This window comes from Collinsella sp. TM05-37 (assembly GCF_003436455.1).
GTDB lineage: Bacteria > Actinomycetota > Coriobacteriia > Coriobacteriales > Coriobacteriaceae > Collinsella.
Genome location: NZ_QSPN01000001.1, coordinates 238,502 through 255,937, shown reverse-complemented (window position 1 = coordinate 255,937; position 17,436 = coordinate 238,502). Strand labels below are relative to the sequence as shown.

Sequence of the window (17,436 nt, the reverse complement as noted above, 5' to 3'; positions counted from 1 at the left end):
CGATCGGGCGGAATCGCTTTCTTGCGCACGAAGGTGTGCGGACCCGTGGGCAGGGGAATAAGGTTGGTTATCCGACTCCATTGGAGGGCTCATGGACCTGCCGATCGTCCTGTCCCATAAGACTGCTTGGCTGTACCACAACGTGGCGCGCCCGTCCGAGCCGCTCTCGCGAGCAAGCAGCCTATACGACGAGGACTCGCTTGCTAGCGAGGCGGAGCCGGCTGCGAGCCTGTCCAAATTGGGACTCGATGTCAAGGGGCTGAGGGCTTCAGCGGCAGTTGGGATCGTTACCGACTATCTGGTTTCGCTTGGTATTCCACGAGAAGAGCTCGGTCATATCGACACGCTCGTCAACTTCGATTTTGAGCGCTCGACGCCGGCTGGATTTAGGTGCCACGTGTTTGGGGCACCGGTACCTCCAGACCATCTTCTTGAGGTGGCAGAGGGCCTTCTAGTGGTTGATGAGGTCATGTGCTTTGTCCAAGCGGGTTCGTGGATGAGCGAGCCCGAGCAGCTGGAATATGGGTATGAAATCTGCGCCCGATACCATTTGAATCATCTGTCGACAGACGATTATATCGAGATGGGGCAGAGGTATACCGTTGCCGACTTGATTGCTTATTGCGATGAGAATCGATCTCGTCAGGGGGCCATACGCGCGGCCGCCGTGCTCAAACGCGTGCACGATGGCGCGCGATCGCCCATGGAGACGGCCACCGCAATCATGGTCGTAGCAAAACGTTCCCAGGGAGGGCTGGGATACGCCAAGATCGAGCTCAACCATCGGGTCGATGTTCCCAGCGAGTTCAAGTATCTCGCTAAGGCCGGGTATTTCGAGATTGACGTATATGCGCCTGCGAGCGGTACGGGAATTGAATACAACGGTTCGGACCATCTTGATAAACAGCGCAGCGCGTCGGATGCGGAGCGTATGACCGTGCTGAGCGCGCTGGGCTTTAGGATGATCGTCCTCACCGGGACTCAGTTTGCCCACCAGCTGCAATTGCACCGGGCGGTGAACGCCATCGCACTCGCTATGGGTCTCACGTGCGACCGAAGCGAAGCGTTCCAGAAACGTCAAAACGACCTGCGAGAATTCGTGATTCGACACTGGGGTGGTGGCCTTTAGGGGCGTTCTGGCCCTTCTACGGGGTGCTGTGGGCAGGCAGACCATCACAACATTCGACGTTTTTCGCCAAAATCGGAAAAAGCATCGAATGTTGTGATGGTTTGTATGCTGAGGATGGGCTTGGAAAGTCCGTTTTGCTCGAAGCGACCTGTCCTGTCGTACGGGTGTCGGCATGATTCTCTCGTGCGGTATTATGTTTTCCGAAGAATAAAACGCCGCGTGAGGGGAGGCTGCGTGGACGGGCACGTGCAACATGACGGCTTTGGTCGCGATATCAACTACCTGCGCATTGCCGTTACCGACAAGTGCAATTTCCGCTGCATTTACTGCATGCCGGCCGATGGCGTGGCGCCCCGCGCGCACGACGAGCTGCTCAGCGCCGAGGAAATCGCCCGCTTTGTGCGCCTGGTGGCGGGGGAGGGAATTCGCCGCGTACGCCTGACGGGTGGCGAGCCGCTGGTCAGCCGCCGTATTATCCCGCTCATTCGCGACATCCGCGCGATTCCGCAGATCGAGGACATCTCGCTTACCACCAACGGCGCCCTGCTGCCCAAGCTGGCGCCGCAGCTCAAAGACGCGGGGCTTAATCGCGTCAACATCTCGCTCGACACGCTCGACCCTACGCTCTTTGGAAAGATCACGCACCTGGGCCGGCTCGAACAGACCATGGCCGGCATCGACGCGGCGCTGGCTTGGGGCTTTGAGCCCGTTAAGGTCAACTGCGTTGTGGTGCGTCGGCTCAACCAGGATGTGGCGGCTCTTACGCGGCTGACCGTCGACCGCCCCATCCACCTGCGCTTTATCGAGTACATGCCCATCGGCGACGAGCGTACGAGCTCGCATTGCGCTGTGGACCCGCATGCGCCCGCGCTCAATCCCGAGCTGTGGGACGCGAGCGATACCGTGCCGAGCGACGAACTGCGGGCGCGCATCAATACCGGGGTCGCCGCGACGGGGCTGGCCGAGCTCGAGCCGCTCGACATCAACGACGCTCCTGCCGGCGCGGGCCCTGCGCGCTACTGGCACTTTCCGGGTGCGGCGGGAACGGTCGGCTTCATTAGCGCCATGTCCAACCATTTTTGCGCGAATTGCAACCGTCTGCGCCTGACGGCCGATGGCAACGTGCGTCCGTGCCTGTTCAGCGATGCTGAGTATTCGGTGCGTGAAGCGCTGCGCCGTGGTGATGATATGCAGGTACTTTCGATTTGGCGCGATGCCGTGGCCCACAAACCGCAGGAACACGCGATAATTGAGGGCACGCAACGATTTATGTCCCAAATCGGAGGATGATCATATGGCCAAGAGCAGGTACGCCGATGCCACCAAGGCCGCTCGCAGGGCCGCGATGTCTGCCCACAAAGTCACGGCTGCAGCGAATGCTGGCAACGCCGCCGTGCCCGCGCAGCCGACTGCCAGCGCTGTCACCGAGCCCGCCCGCGACGCCCGTCGCGACGAGCTGACGCATGTGGACGCCAAGGGCGAGGTTCGCATGGTCGACGTGTCCGACAAGGCCGAGACCCATCGCATTGCCATCGCCGAGGGCACCATCCTCATGCATCCCGAGACGCAGGCCATGGTGCTGCAGGACCGCGCCAAAAAGGGCGACGTGCTTGCCTGCGCGCGCGTGGCGGGCATCATGGCCATCAAACGCACGAGCGACATCATCCCCATGTGCCATCCGCTGCTCATTACCAAGAGCAAGTGCGACATTGCGCCCATCGCTCCGGCGGGGACGCCGGCCGAGGACGTGCCCGAGGGCTGGGCGCCGGCGCGCACGGATGGGCAGGTTGGCTTTCACGTACTGGTTACGGCCGGCGTGACGGGCAAGACCGGCATCGAGATGGAGGCCCTGACCGGCGCGAGTGCCGCGTGCCTTACGATCTATGACATGTGCAAGGCCGTCGATCGCGGCATGGAGATCGTCGACGTGCGCCTGCTGCACAAGGAGGGCGGCCGCTCGGGCGTGTGGGATCGCGCAGAGCGTCAGGCCGCTGCTGTTGAGGCCGTGGGAGCCGCGGGCGACGCACCCGCAAGCGCACCTGCCGCCATCGCGCCCGCAGCTCCCGCTCCGGCTGTCCCCGCGATCGCGTTTATCGGCTACCAAAACTCGGGCAAGACCACGCTCGTCGAGAAGGTCATCGCCGAGCTCACGCGCCGCGGCCTGCGTGTGGGTTCGCTCAAGCATCATGGACACCATGGCTTTGATATCGATGTTCCCGCTAAGGATACGTGGCGCCATCACCAGGCTGGCTCCAAGCACGTGGGGCTCATTTGCGCCACGCGCTGGGCGGAGTACGCCGACACGCGCGAGGAGGACGAGATGCCCGCGCGCGAGCTGCTGTCGCGCTACAACGATGTCGACGTGGTGATCATCGAGGGCTACAAGACCGAGGGCTTCGACAACATCGTCGTCGCGCGCTCCGGTGTCGACCGTCTGCGCGGCAAGAGCTCGCTCGACCTGGTCGACGGTCACACGCTGGCCCTTGCCTGCAACGAAGCCCTGGCGCGTCAGGCCTTCGACGCCGGCTTTGCGACCCGAGCCATCAACATCAACGACGCCCGAGCCATCTGCGATCTCATCCAAGACCACCTTTAAGGCTTGACGCTGCGCCGGCCCCAAGCACCCCATCTCGCCCCTCAAGCCGTCGCTCGCGTACCAAAGTACGCGTCGCTCCTCTTTCGGGGCGACCTGGGACACTTGGAACCGGCTCGCTGCGCTGCCATAACATGCCAAAAAGGGACAGGCATCTTTGTGGTGGTTTTTGCAAAAAAGCTTTGACTTAAAGTTAGCTCAAGGTGTCATAATCGCTGACAAACGATTGCGATCACGGAGGCCTCATGTCAAAACTGTACTTTATGCGTCACGGTCAAACGCTCTTTAACTTGCTTCGTCGCAAGCAGGGCTGGTGTGACTCGCCGCTCACCGAGCTGGGAATCGAGCAGGCTAAAACTGTCGGTGCGACCCTGCGAGGGCGTGGCCTTACGTTTGACCATGCGTACAGTTCGACGTCCGAGCGTGCGTGCGACACGCTTGAGCTTGCGTTCCCCGGTCAGCCTTACGAGCGCGTCAAGGGCCTTAAGGAGTGGAACTTTGGCAAATTTGAGGGCGCGAGCGAGGATTTGAATCCGCGCCTGCCGTACGGCGATTTTTACAAGCAGTATGACGGCGAGGGCGAAGTCGAGTTTCGCGAGCGTATGATGGCGACCATCACCGAGTTCATGCAGCGCCCTGGACATGAGAGCGTGTTGTGCGTGAGCCATGGCGCCGCAGCGGCTCAGGTCATGCGCGGCGTGGGCGTGGAGCCGCTCAAGATGAAGCACCGCATTGGCAACTGCTGTGTGCTCGAACTCGACTTTGATGCTACTACCGGCACATTTGCTCTTGCAGATTTGTACAACCCCTACGGCACCCCGCGCGAGTAACATCGGGGCATCAGCCAAAACCACCACAAAGGGGCCAGGCACCTTTGTGGTGGTTTTGCCGTTTACAGGCGATTTCCTACCGTTCAGCGGACTTTCGCACCAATGGGGCTTACGCTGCATGCAAGTTTCATCCTACAATCGCCCACGTGCTCACAAGTTTGTTACTCCTCTGGAGGCATCACTTGCGCATAATAGAAGACGAGGAATATCGCCCCGTCGTCTAGCGCCGATGTCCGAGGAGTTTTTTCATGCTCATTTTAAAGAAGATCAACAATAACGTTGCTCTCGCCGCCAGCGATGACGGCCGAGAGGTTGTTGTCTTTGGCAAGGGCATCGGTTTTCACGAGATGCCCTACGAGCTTGCCGATGAGTCGCTCATCCAGCGCAAATTCTATAACGTTCCCGAGAGCCTGCAGGATATGGTCGGCACACTTCCCGACGACGTTCTGCTCGCGGCAAGCGACATTGCCTGCTTCGCATCCCAGCAGCTTGGTTGCAAGCTGTCCGGTGGCCTGCCCTTTATCCTGGCAGATCACCTGCAGTTTGCCGTTCAGCGCGACGACGACCAGATCAGCGCTCCCAACCCGCTCGAGCATGAGGTGGCTTTCATCTACCCGCGTGAGCTCGAAATCGGTCAGGCCGCGCTCGCCATCGTGCAAAAGCACACCGGCGCCAAGCTGGGTCAGAACGAGGCCACGAGCATCGCGCTCCACATCGTTAACGCCGAGGTCGACGGCATGGGCCGCGCCAAGGACATGGACTTCATCATGAAGAGCACCCGCGTGCTTGACGAGGTAACCCATTCCGTGGAAAAGCAGCTCGGCTGCTCGCTCGACACGGCGTCGTACTGCTACATTCGCTTTCTTGCGCACCTGCGCTTTTTGGTTCGCCGCCTTGTTAAGGGCAGCTGCACGCAGACCGAGAACTCCTCACTGTTTATGCAGGCCGCCCGCGATTTTCCCGAGGCCTACCAGTGTGCGTACGCCATCAACCGCGTGTTCGAGAAAGAGTTCAAGCAGAGCTGCTCGGACGAGGAGCTCTTGTATCTGATGATGCATATCAACCGTCTGCGATCGGCTTCGCAGACCGAGTGAGTAAAGCCGCCAGCCCGGCGGCAATCGCAACAATTCTTTTTGGTTTCTAACTGCGGGCAAGGTACCGGCTCGCGGTAGGGGATATTTTTGTCGAAATTTGGAAAAGAGAGGACAGATCATGGCAGGTAAATACGACGATCTTGCTGCCCAGATCGTAGAGCTGGTTGGCGGCAAGTCCAACGTCAAATGCGTCGCACACTGCATTACCCGTGTTCGTTTTAAGCTCAAGGACGAGTCGAAGGCCAATGACGAGGCAATCTCCGAGCTGCCCAACGTCATCAAGGTCATGCACGCCAACGGCCAGTACCAGGTTGTTGTGGGCAACATCGTCGAGGACGTCTACGACGCCGTTCTCAAGGCCGGCGGTTTTAGCGACGGCGGCGCCGTCGACGCCGATGACGACGATGCCGCTCCCAAGGGCGTTACCGATGTGATCAGCGACCTCATCTCGGGCATCTTCGCCCCCATGCTCGGCACCTTCGCCGCTGCCGGTATCATGAAGGGCCTGCTGGCGCTCGCTACCTTCCTGGTCCCGAGCTTTGCCAACGACGGCGCCTACACGCTGCTCTACACCGTCGCTGACGGCATGTTCTACTTCCTGCCCGTGGTGCTTGGCTTTACCGCGGCCAAGAAGTTCAAGATGAGCGAGTTCAACGGCATGGCCATCGCCTTTGCCCTGGTGTATCCCACCATGGTTGCCCTGACCTCGGGCGAGGTTGTCGGCTCCGTCGAGCTCGGCTTTGCTGGCACCTTCTCTTGGTACACCACGTTCCTGGGCCTGCCGCTCATCATGCCTGCCTCGGGTTACACCAGCTCCGTTATCCCCATCCTGCTCATGGTCTGGTTTGGCTCCACCCTCGAGCACTGGGTTAAGAAGTGGATGCCCGCTTCTATGAAGATGTTCTTCACCCCGCTGATCGTCGTCACCGTTACCGTCACCCTTGGCTATCTGGTCATTGGCCCCATCGCCACGCTCATCACCAACCTGCTTGGTGAGTTCTTCGCGCTGCTGTTTGGCCTGCCCATGATCGGCTCCCTCCTGGGCTGCACCCTCGTCGGTGCCTTCTGGATGTGCCTGGTCATCTTTGGCTTCCACTGGTCGCTCGTGCCCATCGCGCTGGTCAACCTGTCCACTCTGGGCCACGACTACATCCTGGGCTCCGTTATCGCCCACTCCTTCTCGCTGGGCGCCGTGCTCTTCGCCATGTATCTCAAGAACAAGGACGAGAAGTTCCGCGGTATCGCGCTGCCGGCCATGATCTCCGCCTTCTTCTTTGGTGTCACCGAGCCCGCTATCTACGGTGTCGCCCTGCCCGATAAGAAGGCCTTCATCAACGCCAGCATCGGTTCTGCTGTGGGCGGCCTCATCATTGGTCTCTCCGGCGCCGTGGTGTACATGTCCGGTGGTCTGGGCGTCTTCAACTGGCTGTCCTTCATCGACCCCTCCGGTGTTAACGGCATCAACCACATGATCTGGGCTATCGTTGCCTCTTTCGTGGGTGCCGCCGTGGGCTTTGCGATCGAGTTTGCCACCTACAAGCCCGAGGCTGCCAAGTAGCCCAAACGACAAAGACTCGGTACCAAGCCGGCGGGGGGGGCCCCGCCGGTTTTTTTCAAAGGGGCTAGATGCCATGCGCTCGTCCGAGCGACTGCCCAAAATCAAAACCATGCCGGATTACGGGGCTGAAACGGTGAGTGCTGACCATACCCCGTTTTTCCGTAAACTGACAAGCCTCCTACCTGCGGTTTTGTCCTTGCCGTTTCTGGCATGCTCAAGGGGCACTGGTTCTGCCCCGTAAACCGGCATGGTTTTGAACCTGCCAATAAGGGACAGGTTTATTTTGGTCGGTTTTATCTGGGCAAACGTCGTCTCCGTCAGCTCCGTCCGCATATCTTAAGCCGGCATAGTTTCGATGGGTCGGTCCGTGCGCGTCCCGCAACATGCCTCGCCACGAAACCGGCCTATCTACTACGTTTAAGTGGTAGGGGCCAACCACACGGTGGTTTTTCGAAAACCGCCAAGCCGTCTACCTGCGGTTTTATTTTTGACAATTGCGGCGTGGTCGGGGGTTCACGACTAAACGTAGTAGATGGGCCGGTTTCGTGGCGGCCGACTCAACGCGAACTCCGATCGGGACGCAAATTACCTCGTGGACGCCGCTTCGGCGTCCACGCAACATCCCAACACGTACGAAAGGAGCCAACATGGCTTTTCCCGATGGATTTCTGTGGGGCGGTGCCACTGCCGCCAATCAGTGCGAAGGCGGATACAACGAGGACGGCAAGGGCCTCGGCGTTCCCGACATCATGACCGGCGGCACGGTCTCCGAGCCGCGCCACATTACCGACGGCATTCTGCCCCAGTACCACTATCCCAGCCACGAGGCCGTGGACATGTACCATCACTATCTCGACGACATCAAGCTTTTTGGCGAGATGGGCTTTAAGTGCTACCGCATGTCCATCAACTGGAGCCGTATCTTCCCCAACGGCGACGAGGCCGAGCCCAACCAGGCCGGCATCGAGTTCTACCGCCGTGTGTTCCAGGCCTGTCAGGAGCAGGGCATCGAGCCCATGGTCACCCTTAGCCACTATGAGCTGCCTTATGGTCTGTCCAAAAACTACGGAGGCTGGAAGAACCCCAAGCTCATCGATTTCTACCTCAACTACGCCCGCACCGTCATGACCGAGTACAAGGGCCTGGTGCGCTACTGGCTCACCTTTAACGAAATCAATTGCCTGCTCATGGGCGGCTTTGGCGGCGTGATGGGCGGCGGCATGGTGCCCGAGGCAACCGACACGCCCATGGCCTTTGGCGACTGCGACTGGGACGACCCGCAGGCGCGCTTCGATGCCCTGCACCATCAGTTCCTGGCGAGCGCCAAGTGCGTCACCATGGGCCATCAGATCGATCCCCAGAACAAGATCGGCTGCATGATCGCCGGCAACGCCTGCTACCCGCACACGTGCAATCCGGCAGACGTTCTGGCCGCACAAAAGCAGCAGCGCGAGATGAACTTCTACTGCGGCGACGTGCAGGTGCGCGGTGCGTATCCCTCGTGGGCGCCCAGCGTGTGGCGCCGCGAAGGCGTGCACGTGGAGGTTTCGCCCGAGGACGCCGCCACGCTGGCCGCCGGCAAGGTCGACTTCTACAGCTTTAGCTACTACATGAGCGCCACGGCCACGGCTGACCCGGTGCTGCTGGAGCAGGGCAACATCTTTGGTGGCGCCGGCAACGAGTACCTCAAGAAGAGCGATTGGGGTTGGGCGATCGACCCCGAGGGCCTGCGTTACTACCTGGAGGAGGTCTACGACCGCTACCAGGTGCCGCTGATGATCGTCGAGAACGGCCTGGGCGCGGTGGACGAGGTCGAGGCGGACGGTGCGATTCACGACGGCTACCGCATCGATTACCTGCGCGAGCATATCAAGCAGATGGAGATTGCCATCGAGGACGGCGTGGACCTGATGGGCTACACCATGTGGGGCTGCATCGATTTGGTGAGCGCCTCGACCGGCGAGATGAAGAAGCGCTACGGCTTCATCTACGTCGACAAGGACAACGACGGCAACGGCACGCTCGCCCGCAGCCGCAAGGACAGCTTCTTCTGGTACAAGAAGGTCATCGCCACCAACGGCGCCGACCTGGCCTAGCCAAGTCTCAACCAGCGTAAACGTCGCAACCACCACAAAGGGGCCAGGCGCCTTTGTGGTGGTTTTTGCTTTGGTAGATGTGTGGGACATGCCTTACAATCTACCAAGTAGTTCATGACGGGCGAAAAACGGAGAGAAGGGTCCTGATGCGTCCTTAATGTTTCATGCGGATAGATTGATTTGACAGACGGTGGCGAATGCCCACCGCCCGTATTCGTATGAAACAAGGAGTCTCCATGCTCGCATCTCTTTTCTCAAAGCCTCAATCATCGCTGTCCGTGCAGGCCAAGCGGCTGGTGGCGATGCGCTTTCTCATCTACACCGGGTTTCAGACCAGTTATTTTATCGGCGTCATCGGAACGCTCACCTATGCAGACGATGCCTCAGTCGTGGCGACATCGCTGGCCGTTCTGTTTATGAACGTTTTCGTGATCCTGGGATCCTTTGCGGGTGGCGCTGCGCTCGACGCCTGGGGTCCGCGCCGCCATTTCTTGCTGAGCATCATCGGCGCTCTTGCAGCTGGCACGGCAATCATCGCCTTTGGTAGCGCGACCGGCGTCGTCCTGCTCGGCGCGGTGTTTCTGGGCTTTGTGATGGGATTCGCCCAGCCTATCGCCACGTCCTATCCGGCCTACCTCACCGACGATCCTGTCGAGCTCAAAGACATCAACTCCGCCATCGCCATGTTTTCAAACGTGAGTATCATCGTTGGCCCCACGCTGGGTGGCTTTGTCGCGGCTGCTGCGTCGTCGCGCGCGGTGTTTGTTCTCATGATGCTCTTTACCGTGCTGGCGCTCATCGCCGGTTGGGGCTTTAGGCCGCAGACCAGCCATGTCGCCGGGGATGCGGATGCCGATTCGGCGGAGGAAGGGGAGCGTGCGGGACAAAGCTCCAACCCCAGCACATCCACCCGCGCCACCTTCGCAGCCAGCATCAAGACAGTCTTCACCAACAGTGTCCTCGCGCTACTTTTCTGCATCATTTTTCTTTCGAACTTTGGCTACGGAGCCTTCGATCCGCTCGAGTCGTTTTTCTATCGCGATGTCCTACGCGTCGGCGTTGAGTGGATGGGCTGGCTCTCGTCGGCCTCGGGCGTGGGCGCGGTACTGGGTGCCGTGCTCGCGCTCCGCTTGCCGCCGCACTTGGTCAACCTAAAAACGCTGCTCGTGGCACTTATGTCCGTGGGCCTGGGAAGCCTGCTCTATGTGGGGACGCCGTACGTGGGTGTGGCCCTTGTCGGTCAGGTCGCCCTGGGCATAGCTTGGGGTGTCGTCAACCCGCTCCACAACACCATCGTGCAGACGACGGCGCCGCTCGAGCAGCTTGGTCGCGTCAATTCGGTCATGGGCTTTGGCAATATGTTCGCTGGCGTGGCCCCGCTGGCGATTGCTCCGTGGCTGGCGGCGACGTTTGGCGTGCAGCAGACGCTCATCGGAGCAGGCATGGTCGTGACGGCAGTCCCCGCGGCGTTGCTGCTGTTTGGGCGCCGGCATTTTGATCGTGCCGCAAGGCAGTAAAGACCATCACAACATTCGATGAAAATCGCGATTTTGCCGAAAAACATCGAATGTTGTGATGGTTTGGCCCACAAACGCCACTTCCCCCACAAAGGGGGCCAGGCACCTTTGTGGTGGTTTTTGCTTTGACGGGCCGCGCCTGTGCCTTGGTATACCATGTACGCCGTTTGCGAATACACCCCACACCGCCGCACAACTCAGAAAGGCCCCCATGGACGCCACCTTCAGCCATATCAAAGCCGTGTTCTGCGATATCGACGGCACGCTGCTCACGAGCCAGCACACGGTGTCACCGCGCACCGTGGCGGCGATTCGCGCCCTGCGCGAGCGCGGCGTGCTCTTTGGCCTGTGCACCGGGCGCGACGCCCACGCGACCGAGGCCATGTACGAGCTCTGGGGCATCGAAGGCCTGGTGGACGTGATGGTGGGCTGCGGTGGCGCCGAGGTCATCGACCGCGCGCACGACATCAACGAGCTGAGCTATCCGCTGCCGGGCGAGACCATCGCGCGCATCTGCAAGCACATGGCGGACCTTCCGGCAACGCCCGTCTGCCCCCGAGACGGCGTGTTCTACGTACCCGAGAGCAACGCGTGCGTCGAGCACCTGTCGCGCGTCGACGGTGTGCCCTACCAGGTGGTCGATTTTGCCGAGTTTTTGCGCGAGCCGCAGCCCAAGGTGATGTTTACCATGGCGCCCGAGGTAATGCCGCGGGTGATTGAGCGGGCGTCGACGTTTGCCGATAACACTGTTAAGGCGGCGGCTCTGCAAACCACGCAGCGGCTCTACGAGTTCATGGATCCGCGCGTGTCCAAGACGCGCGGCCTTGTGCGCGTGGCAGAGCTCAACGACATGGATCTCCAGGACATCTGCGTGTTTGGCGATGCCGATAACGACACCTGCATGGTGGCTGACGCCGGCGTGGGCGTGGCTATGGCAAACGGCAGCGACGCCACCCGCGCCGCCGCCGATTTTGTAACCGCCAGCAACGACAAAGACGGCATCGCGATCTTTATTGAGGAACATCTGCTGTAGCGGGGGGGGGAACTACCACAAAGGGGGCAGGCGCCTTTGCGGTGGCCTCAGGCGATTTGGGCGAATTGATACCTAAAATCTGCGCGCAAATTCAAATATGGTCGTCAGAACATCATGCTTCTAACCACCGATGGGTTTTTAGATATTCTCATCAATTTGGTAGGATATTCATCCCGGTTAATGACCCCCGCTCACGGTCGATTTTCGACCGTTCACAGGATGCTCGCTCTTGAGCAAAATGTTGTGCAAATAAAACTAATGCCATTAAAAAATAATACGCAACTAAATTACCAGCAGAAACAAAAAATAGATAGCGAATAAACGAAGGTAAATCTGAGCAAATGTCAAGAGAATTGAGAACTCGCTACAAAAATGTCGGTTTTGTTGCTCAGATGTTTAAACAATCGTTATAATTGCATTACTAAACGAGCGCAATTACAGATTGCGCAGATACGTTTGATGGTGAAAGAGCAAGATCGCGGTCTCTTGGGGAGGAGACATCGATGAAAGCGAATTCGGACAAATCTAAGCAGAGTAATAAAGCGACGCGCCGTGTACTGGCAGGCGTTTTGTGCGGAGCCTCCGTTTTGAGCCTGGTACTGTCGCTCGTCATGCCCCCGATCTCGCAGGCCATTGCCAACGATGCCCAGACGGTTTCTACCGAGGAAACTGTAATGGGGGGGGGTTCCTCAAGTGAGTCCGCTGCTGTAGATAACACCAGCGAGGATGCCGAAAACCAGAATAGCGACGAGACCAATGGCGGCGAGGCTGGCTCTTCAAATAGTGCTGAGCAGGCTCAGAGTGCGAATGCGGCTTCAGCGAGAGCGACGGCCACCGTGGAGAAGGGAATTTATGTTCCCACGTCTATCGGTATCGGTACGAATATCGATGTCTCCACCCCCGATCCCGGCGTGGCCACCTACGTCGGCCGCGACATGTACATCGGTGGTAAGCCGAGCGACACTAGTAATCTTGATGCGAAGAACGCCCCCACCGGCTCATATGCCGCTGAGGCGGAGGGCCTTACCTTGGTCCGTGGCAAGCTTGCCATGAATCCAGTCAAAGAGAGCTGGCCCTATCAATCAATTGGTGCTGGTTTCCGCTTTGGCACCGTTGGTTTTGGTTCCCAGTTCCGTCCTGTCGCCGGCAGCACCGTGCTTGCGGTGGCCGGAATTAAAAGTGCGATCACCAAGATGAGCGTTGGTTATAGCGGCGACTCGCCGGAGACGACTACCGTTGGCGCTTGGAAGAAAGGCGCTTGGGTCGGACGGCAGAAATCTTCTGAGGGCGCGACTCCTTCCGGCTTTGCCTACACTGCGCAGATCGCAGGCCCCATCACATACTGGCGCGATAACAATGAACGCCAATCCGTGGTGACAACGCAGGGTAATTGGTACGAGGGCATGAACTCTCAGGAAAGCAACCTGTTCAATCAAACTGTTGATTTGACTAATGTCAACAATAACGATTATTCGAGCTACAACGGTGAAGATGGGTACCTCTCGAAGCTATCGAAACAGCTCAACTCGTTTGCAAATACCGGCACGCTCGAGGTTGGTTTCGCGAGCAATCACAACAACTACGTAATCAACAAGTACGACAAGACGGATTGTAATTATGGCCTGGTGTTTGATGAGTCGTATAAGACCATATATTCGGACTGCGCCGATACGTCGCTCAATGGTAAGAAATTCAAGAATAGCGAGCGTCTTATCACGTTTAAGGGCGACAACACCTCTATGCAGCAGGTGTTCACCATCGATGCTTCTCAGCTGAGCAATACATACAACAACGAGTATTATCGTGGCGTTGATTTCGCATTCGAGGGCATTCCCAAGGGCGCCTCGGTTGTTGTGAACGTTACCGGATCTTCGAATATTGAGTTTCACAATGGCTGGCGCTTTTGGTGGAACGGTACCGAGATTTCGCGTGGTTACGAAACTCAATATTCCGGCAAGGAGCTGGGCGAGGCATACGCGACGGCTTCCCAGTCCATCATGTGGAACTTTGTCGATACGCAAAGCCTTACCATTCGAGGCGGCATCGCGGGAGAAAACCGCGCGGACTGGGGATACGGCGGCACAGCCACCGGTGCCAAGTGGACTGACGACGATCCTGCGGCGGCTATGATCGGATCGATTCTCGTTCCCAACGGAAGTTTCGACGACCATGTGACTACCAACGGCCGCGTTTATGTGGGCGTCGATTTCTCAATGAACAGCCCGAAGGTTGCCGCAGCATTTGGTGAGGGTAACTCGGCTTCCGTCATCGATATGGATCAGGAGCGTCACAACTTCCCGTGGTCTGGGTCGTATACGCCCGACGGCTCCGCCGTTGCGTGGAGCAAGGTCGATGCGGCGAACGGCAACACGTCGCTTCCTGGTTCCTCGTGGGCTATCTATGGTTCTGTCGAGAATGCTGTCGCGGGCAAGGACGCTATCGTGACGGTGACTGACGGTGGCGCAAATGATTACGCTTCGGGTGATGGCAAGCTTCAGTTCAACTATCTGAACCAGAAGGCAAACATCGGCAATTCCAACGATACCAACTACTTCACGTATTACATCAAAGAGGAGACGGCGCCGGCTGGCTACCAGAAGTCAGACACCATCTACTATGCCACTATGAACAATACTGGCGAGAAGCCGAACTACGTTCAGGGTTACGTGGATGAGAACGGCAAAAATGTTCCGTTCGAGAATAACCCCACAGGTGCCATTCCCAACACCAAGATCATCACCGGTACGGTGTCTTGGACCAAGGTGGGGGAGGGCGACACAAAACACACTCCTTTGGCTGGTTCTGAGTGGAAACTCACCAAGACTAATGACGCCGATGGTGCGGCCGTTAACCAGTCCTGGACCGTGAGAGATCAGGTGAGCGACCAGTCGACTTCGAGCGATACCACGTGGGTAGACACCGACACCGCGCCTGGCAAGTTCAAGCTCGAGGGCCTGCTGCCGGGCACGTACACGCTTGTTGAGACCCAGGCTCCGTTTGGCTACGAACTGAACAAGAACACCTACAAGTTCACGGTGGACAGCACAAACGGCTCCATTACGTGGAAAGAGAACGAGCAGCCGAACATCGTTGGCGGCACTACGTACATCTCCGACAAGTGCAGTGCTACGTCCGTGAAGATCCCGGTGACCAAATCCGTTCGCAATACGGATTGGCCGAAGGATGCTGACGGCAACTATGTGCCGTTCGAGTTCAGCATTGTGGCTACGGGTGACTATGCAGCCAAAGCCCCCATGCCCGAAGCGCCCAAGATTTCTGTTGCCCCAAAGGCAAGGGAGACCGACGCCGACAAGCCCAACAACATCACGGCGACCTTTGGCGCCATGACGTTCAACAAGTCGCACCTGTCCGATACCCCCGGTACGGCGGGTGACTACGCCAGGACCTACACCTACACGGTGAAGGAGGTCGCGCCTACCACCGGTGCCATCGATAAGCTCCGCTACTCCAAGGCCGAGTACCAGGTTGCCGTCACGGTGGAGGCCGAGCTGAATAAGGCCGGCAAGTACTCCGGCCTCACCACTTCCACCACGGTCACGCAGATGAAGGACGACATGGGCAACGCCCTGGGTGAGAACGGGCAGGGCGTCGTGGTTCAACCCTCCGCCGCCGCGCCCGACGCCATTCCCGACTCCACCTTCACCAACACCTACTCCACCACTCTGCCCCTTTCTGGTATGTCGGGCGTCACTCTGACGTACCTTGCCGGCGCGGCGGCGCTTTGCGCTGCTGCGGCCTGGATGCACATTCGTCGCAAGGCGAATGCGAAGGGAGGCGAGCGTCGTGAATAAGAAAGTTTGCTCCTTCCCGATCTTGTTTGCGCTGCTCGCCCTCTTGATCGGCACCTGCGCGGTTGTGTTCCCCGCATCCGCGCAGGCCGCGCCGAGCGCGACCGGATCCATCACGGTGACAGGCACCGTGGCGCGCAGCTACGACGCCTACCAGATCTTTGACGCCAACGTCGTCGATGACGACAACGACGCCAAGATCGCCACCGACCTTGTCTGGGCAAGCGATGCCGTGCGCGACGCCGCGCTGCCTGTGTTGCACAGCGCCGGCATGCCCAATTCCCAGACCACCGCACAGGAAGCTGCCGAGTGGCTCAACACCGATTCCCGCCTTACGAGCGCGCTGAGCGCACAGCTCGCTCGTTCCCTCCAGAGCTCTGGCGCCGTGTCCGTGGCCCTTAACGCGGGCACGACGGCCGAGCTGCCCTGTGGCTACTGGCTCATCGTCGCCAAAGACGACGCCATCTCCCAAAACGAGGCCGGCACCGCGCCGATCATGGCCCTGGTCGGCGGCAGCGCCGTCACCGTCAAGCCCAAGGCCGCGACGCCCAAGGTCCAAAAGCACGTGCTGGAGGACAGCACCGCCGCATGGCAGAAGGCCGCCGACGCCACGGTCGCCGACGACCTGTACTGGCGCCTCTCGGCCACGGTCCCGGCCGGGCTCACCGCCTACGACACCTATACGGTGCGGTTCGTCGACACCATGAGCGCGGGGCTCGACCCCTCCAAGGTGGCCGCGAGCATGCGTGTGTACGTGGCGGCGGGCGCGGACGGCGGCTTCGACGCCGTCTCGGCCGGCAAGGACGGACGCGCCGGCACCGAGCCCGCGAAGGGCTGGACCGACATCACGGCCCAGTGCGCCACCAAGGTAGCGGCTGACGGCAAGACCTTCACCGTGCGCACCGGCGACCTGATCGCCGCGCTCGGCGGGGCCGACGCCTTCACCGCGGGCGCTCGCGTGGTCGCCGTGTACAATGCGCCGCTCAGTAGCGCGTGCAACCACGGCATCGCGAAGGGCAACCCCAACGAGGTCTACCTGCGCTACCCGCGCTCTCCCTTTGCCGACCAGTCCGGCGACGCCGGCTTCACCCGCACGCCGAGCGACGACGCGTGCGCCTACACCTGGGATCTCGCACTCACCAAGCGCGGCAGCGACGGCGACAAGCCGCTTGCCGGGGCGGTCCTGAGCATCGCCGACGACCGCGGCCGCACACTGGCGGCCGACGGCACGTGGGATGCGGAGGGCAAGGCCACCGTCACCACGGGCGAGGACGGCCACGTGACCGTCTCGGGCGTGGACTCGGGCAAGCTGGAGGTCCGCGAGCTCAAGGCGCCCAAGGGCTACACCGCCTTTGAGGGCACGCGCTCCGTGATGGTCAAGGCCGAGGGTCTGGACGTCGACCAGGTGGCCGCCGCCAAGCCCAAGCTCACCATCACGGCCGAGTCGCCCCTGCGCGCCGACAGCGCGGACGGGTCGACGGGCAGCCTGGAGGCGTCGCTCATCAACACGCCCACCGGCACACCCCCTAGCATTACCACCGGAGGCTTTATGCCCTCGACTGGCGATATGGCAATGTACGCCGCGGCCGCCGCAGCGGTCGCCGGAGCCGCGCTCGTCGTGGTCGCGCTCCTGGTCAAGCGGGGAGGTGGCAGCCATAAAGAGTAGCTGGCAGCCCCACAGAGAGCGGGGCGAGACGTAGCGAAGTAGATGCTAAGACACAGACAGATGATGACCGATCGAATGAGAATCAAACGGAAAACGGAGGAAAAGAAGATG

11 protein-coding genes are annotated in these 17,436 nt (G+C 59.9%); all 11 read left to right on the top strand.

The window, feature by feature from the left end:
• Nucleotides 1–91 precede the first annotated feature (91 nt).
• Nucleotides 92–1,129, top strand: a complete 1,038-nt coding sequence (locus DXD48_RS01075) for a hypothetical protein (protein ID WP_117563642.1) — start codon at nucleotides 92–94, stop codon at nucleotides 1,127–1,129.
• 234 nt (nucleotides 1,130–1,363) lie between these two features.
• Entirely contained in the window at nucleotides 1,364–2,419 is a 1,056-nt protein-coding gene (gene moaA / locus DXD48_RS01070) for a GTP 3',8-cyclase MoaA (RefSeq protein WP_233502285.1), read from the top strand.
• A gap of 4 nt (nucleotides 2,420–2,423) precedes the next feature.
• A complete protein-coding gene (mobB, locus tag DXD48_RS10345) occupies nucleotides 2,424–3,725 on the top strand; it encodes a molybdopterin-guanine dinucleotide biosynthesis protein B (RefSeq protein ID WP_117563641.1) in 1,302 nt (433 codons plus the stop codon).
• A 242-nt stretch (nucleotides 3,726–3,967) separates the two neighbouring features.
• Nucleotides 3,968–4,552, top strand: coding sequence for a histidine phosphatase family protein (locus DXD48_RS01060; protein ID WP_117563640.1), 585 nt, complete (start codon nucleotides 3,968–3,970; stop codon nucleotides 4,550–4,552).
• 248 nt (nucleotides 4,553–4,800) lie between these two features.
• Nucleotides 4,801–5,646 carry a PRD domain-containing protein gene (locus DXD48_RS01055; protein WP_117563639.1) on the top strand — a complete coding sequence of 282 codons (846 nt, stop codon included), beginning with the start codon at nucleotides 4,801–4,803 and terminating at the stop codon, nucleotides 5,644–5,646.
• A 118-nt stretch (nucleotides 5,647–5,764) separates the two neighbouring features.
• A complete protein-coding gene (locus DXD48_RS01050) occupies nucleotides 5,765–7,204 on the top strand; it encodes a PTS transporter subunit EIIC (RefSeq protein WP_117563638.1) in 1,440 nt (479 codons plus the stop codon).
• 647 nt (nucleotides 7,205–7,851) lie between these two features.
• Nucleotides 7,852–9,300, top strand: coding sequence for a glycoside hydrolase family 1 protein (locus tag DXD48_RS01045; protein WP_117563637.1), 1,449 nt, complete (start codon nucleotides 7,852–7,854; stop codon nucleotides 9,298–9,300).
• Nucleotides 9,301–9,536: 236 nt separating this feature from the next.
• Nucleotides 9,537–10,817 carry an MFS transporter gene (locus DXD48_RS01040; RefSeq protein WP_158548899.1) on the top strand — a complete coding sequence of 427 codons (1,281 nt, stop codon included), beginning with the start codon at nucleotides 9,537–9,539 and terminating at the stop codon, nucleotides 10,815–10,817.
• Between the two features lie 211 nt (nucleotides 10,818–11,028).
• Nucleotides 11,029–11,850, top strand: coding sequence for an HAD family hydrolase (locus tag DXD48_RS01035; protein ID WP_117563635.1), 822 nt, complete (start codon nucleotides 11,029–11,031; stop codon nucleotides 11,848–11,850).
• A 503-nt stretch (nucleotides 11,851–12,353) separates the two neighbouring features.
• On the top strand, nucleotides 12,354–15,662 hold the full coding sequence (locus tag DXD48_RS01030) for a SpaA isopeptide-forming pilin-related protein (protein ID WP_117563634.1): 3,309 nt from the start codon (nucleotides 12,354–12,356) through the stop codon (nucleotides 15,660–15,662).
• Nucleotides 15,655–17,325: a SpaA isopeptide-forming pilin-related protein gene (locus tag DXD48_RS01025; protein ID WP_158548898.1), complete on the top strand. Its 1,671-nt coding sequence runs from the start codon at nucleotides 15,655–15,657 to the stop codon at nucleotides 17,323–17,325. Before DXD48_RS01030 ends, DXD48_RS01025 begins: the two co-directional genes overlap by 8 nt.
• Nucleotides 17,326–17,436: the final 111 nt, after the last annotated feature.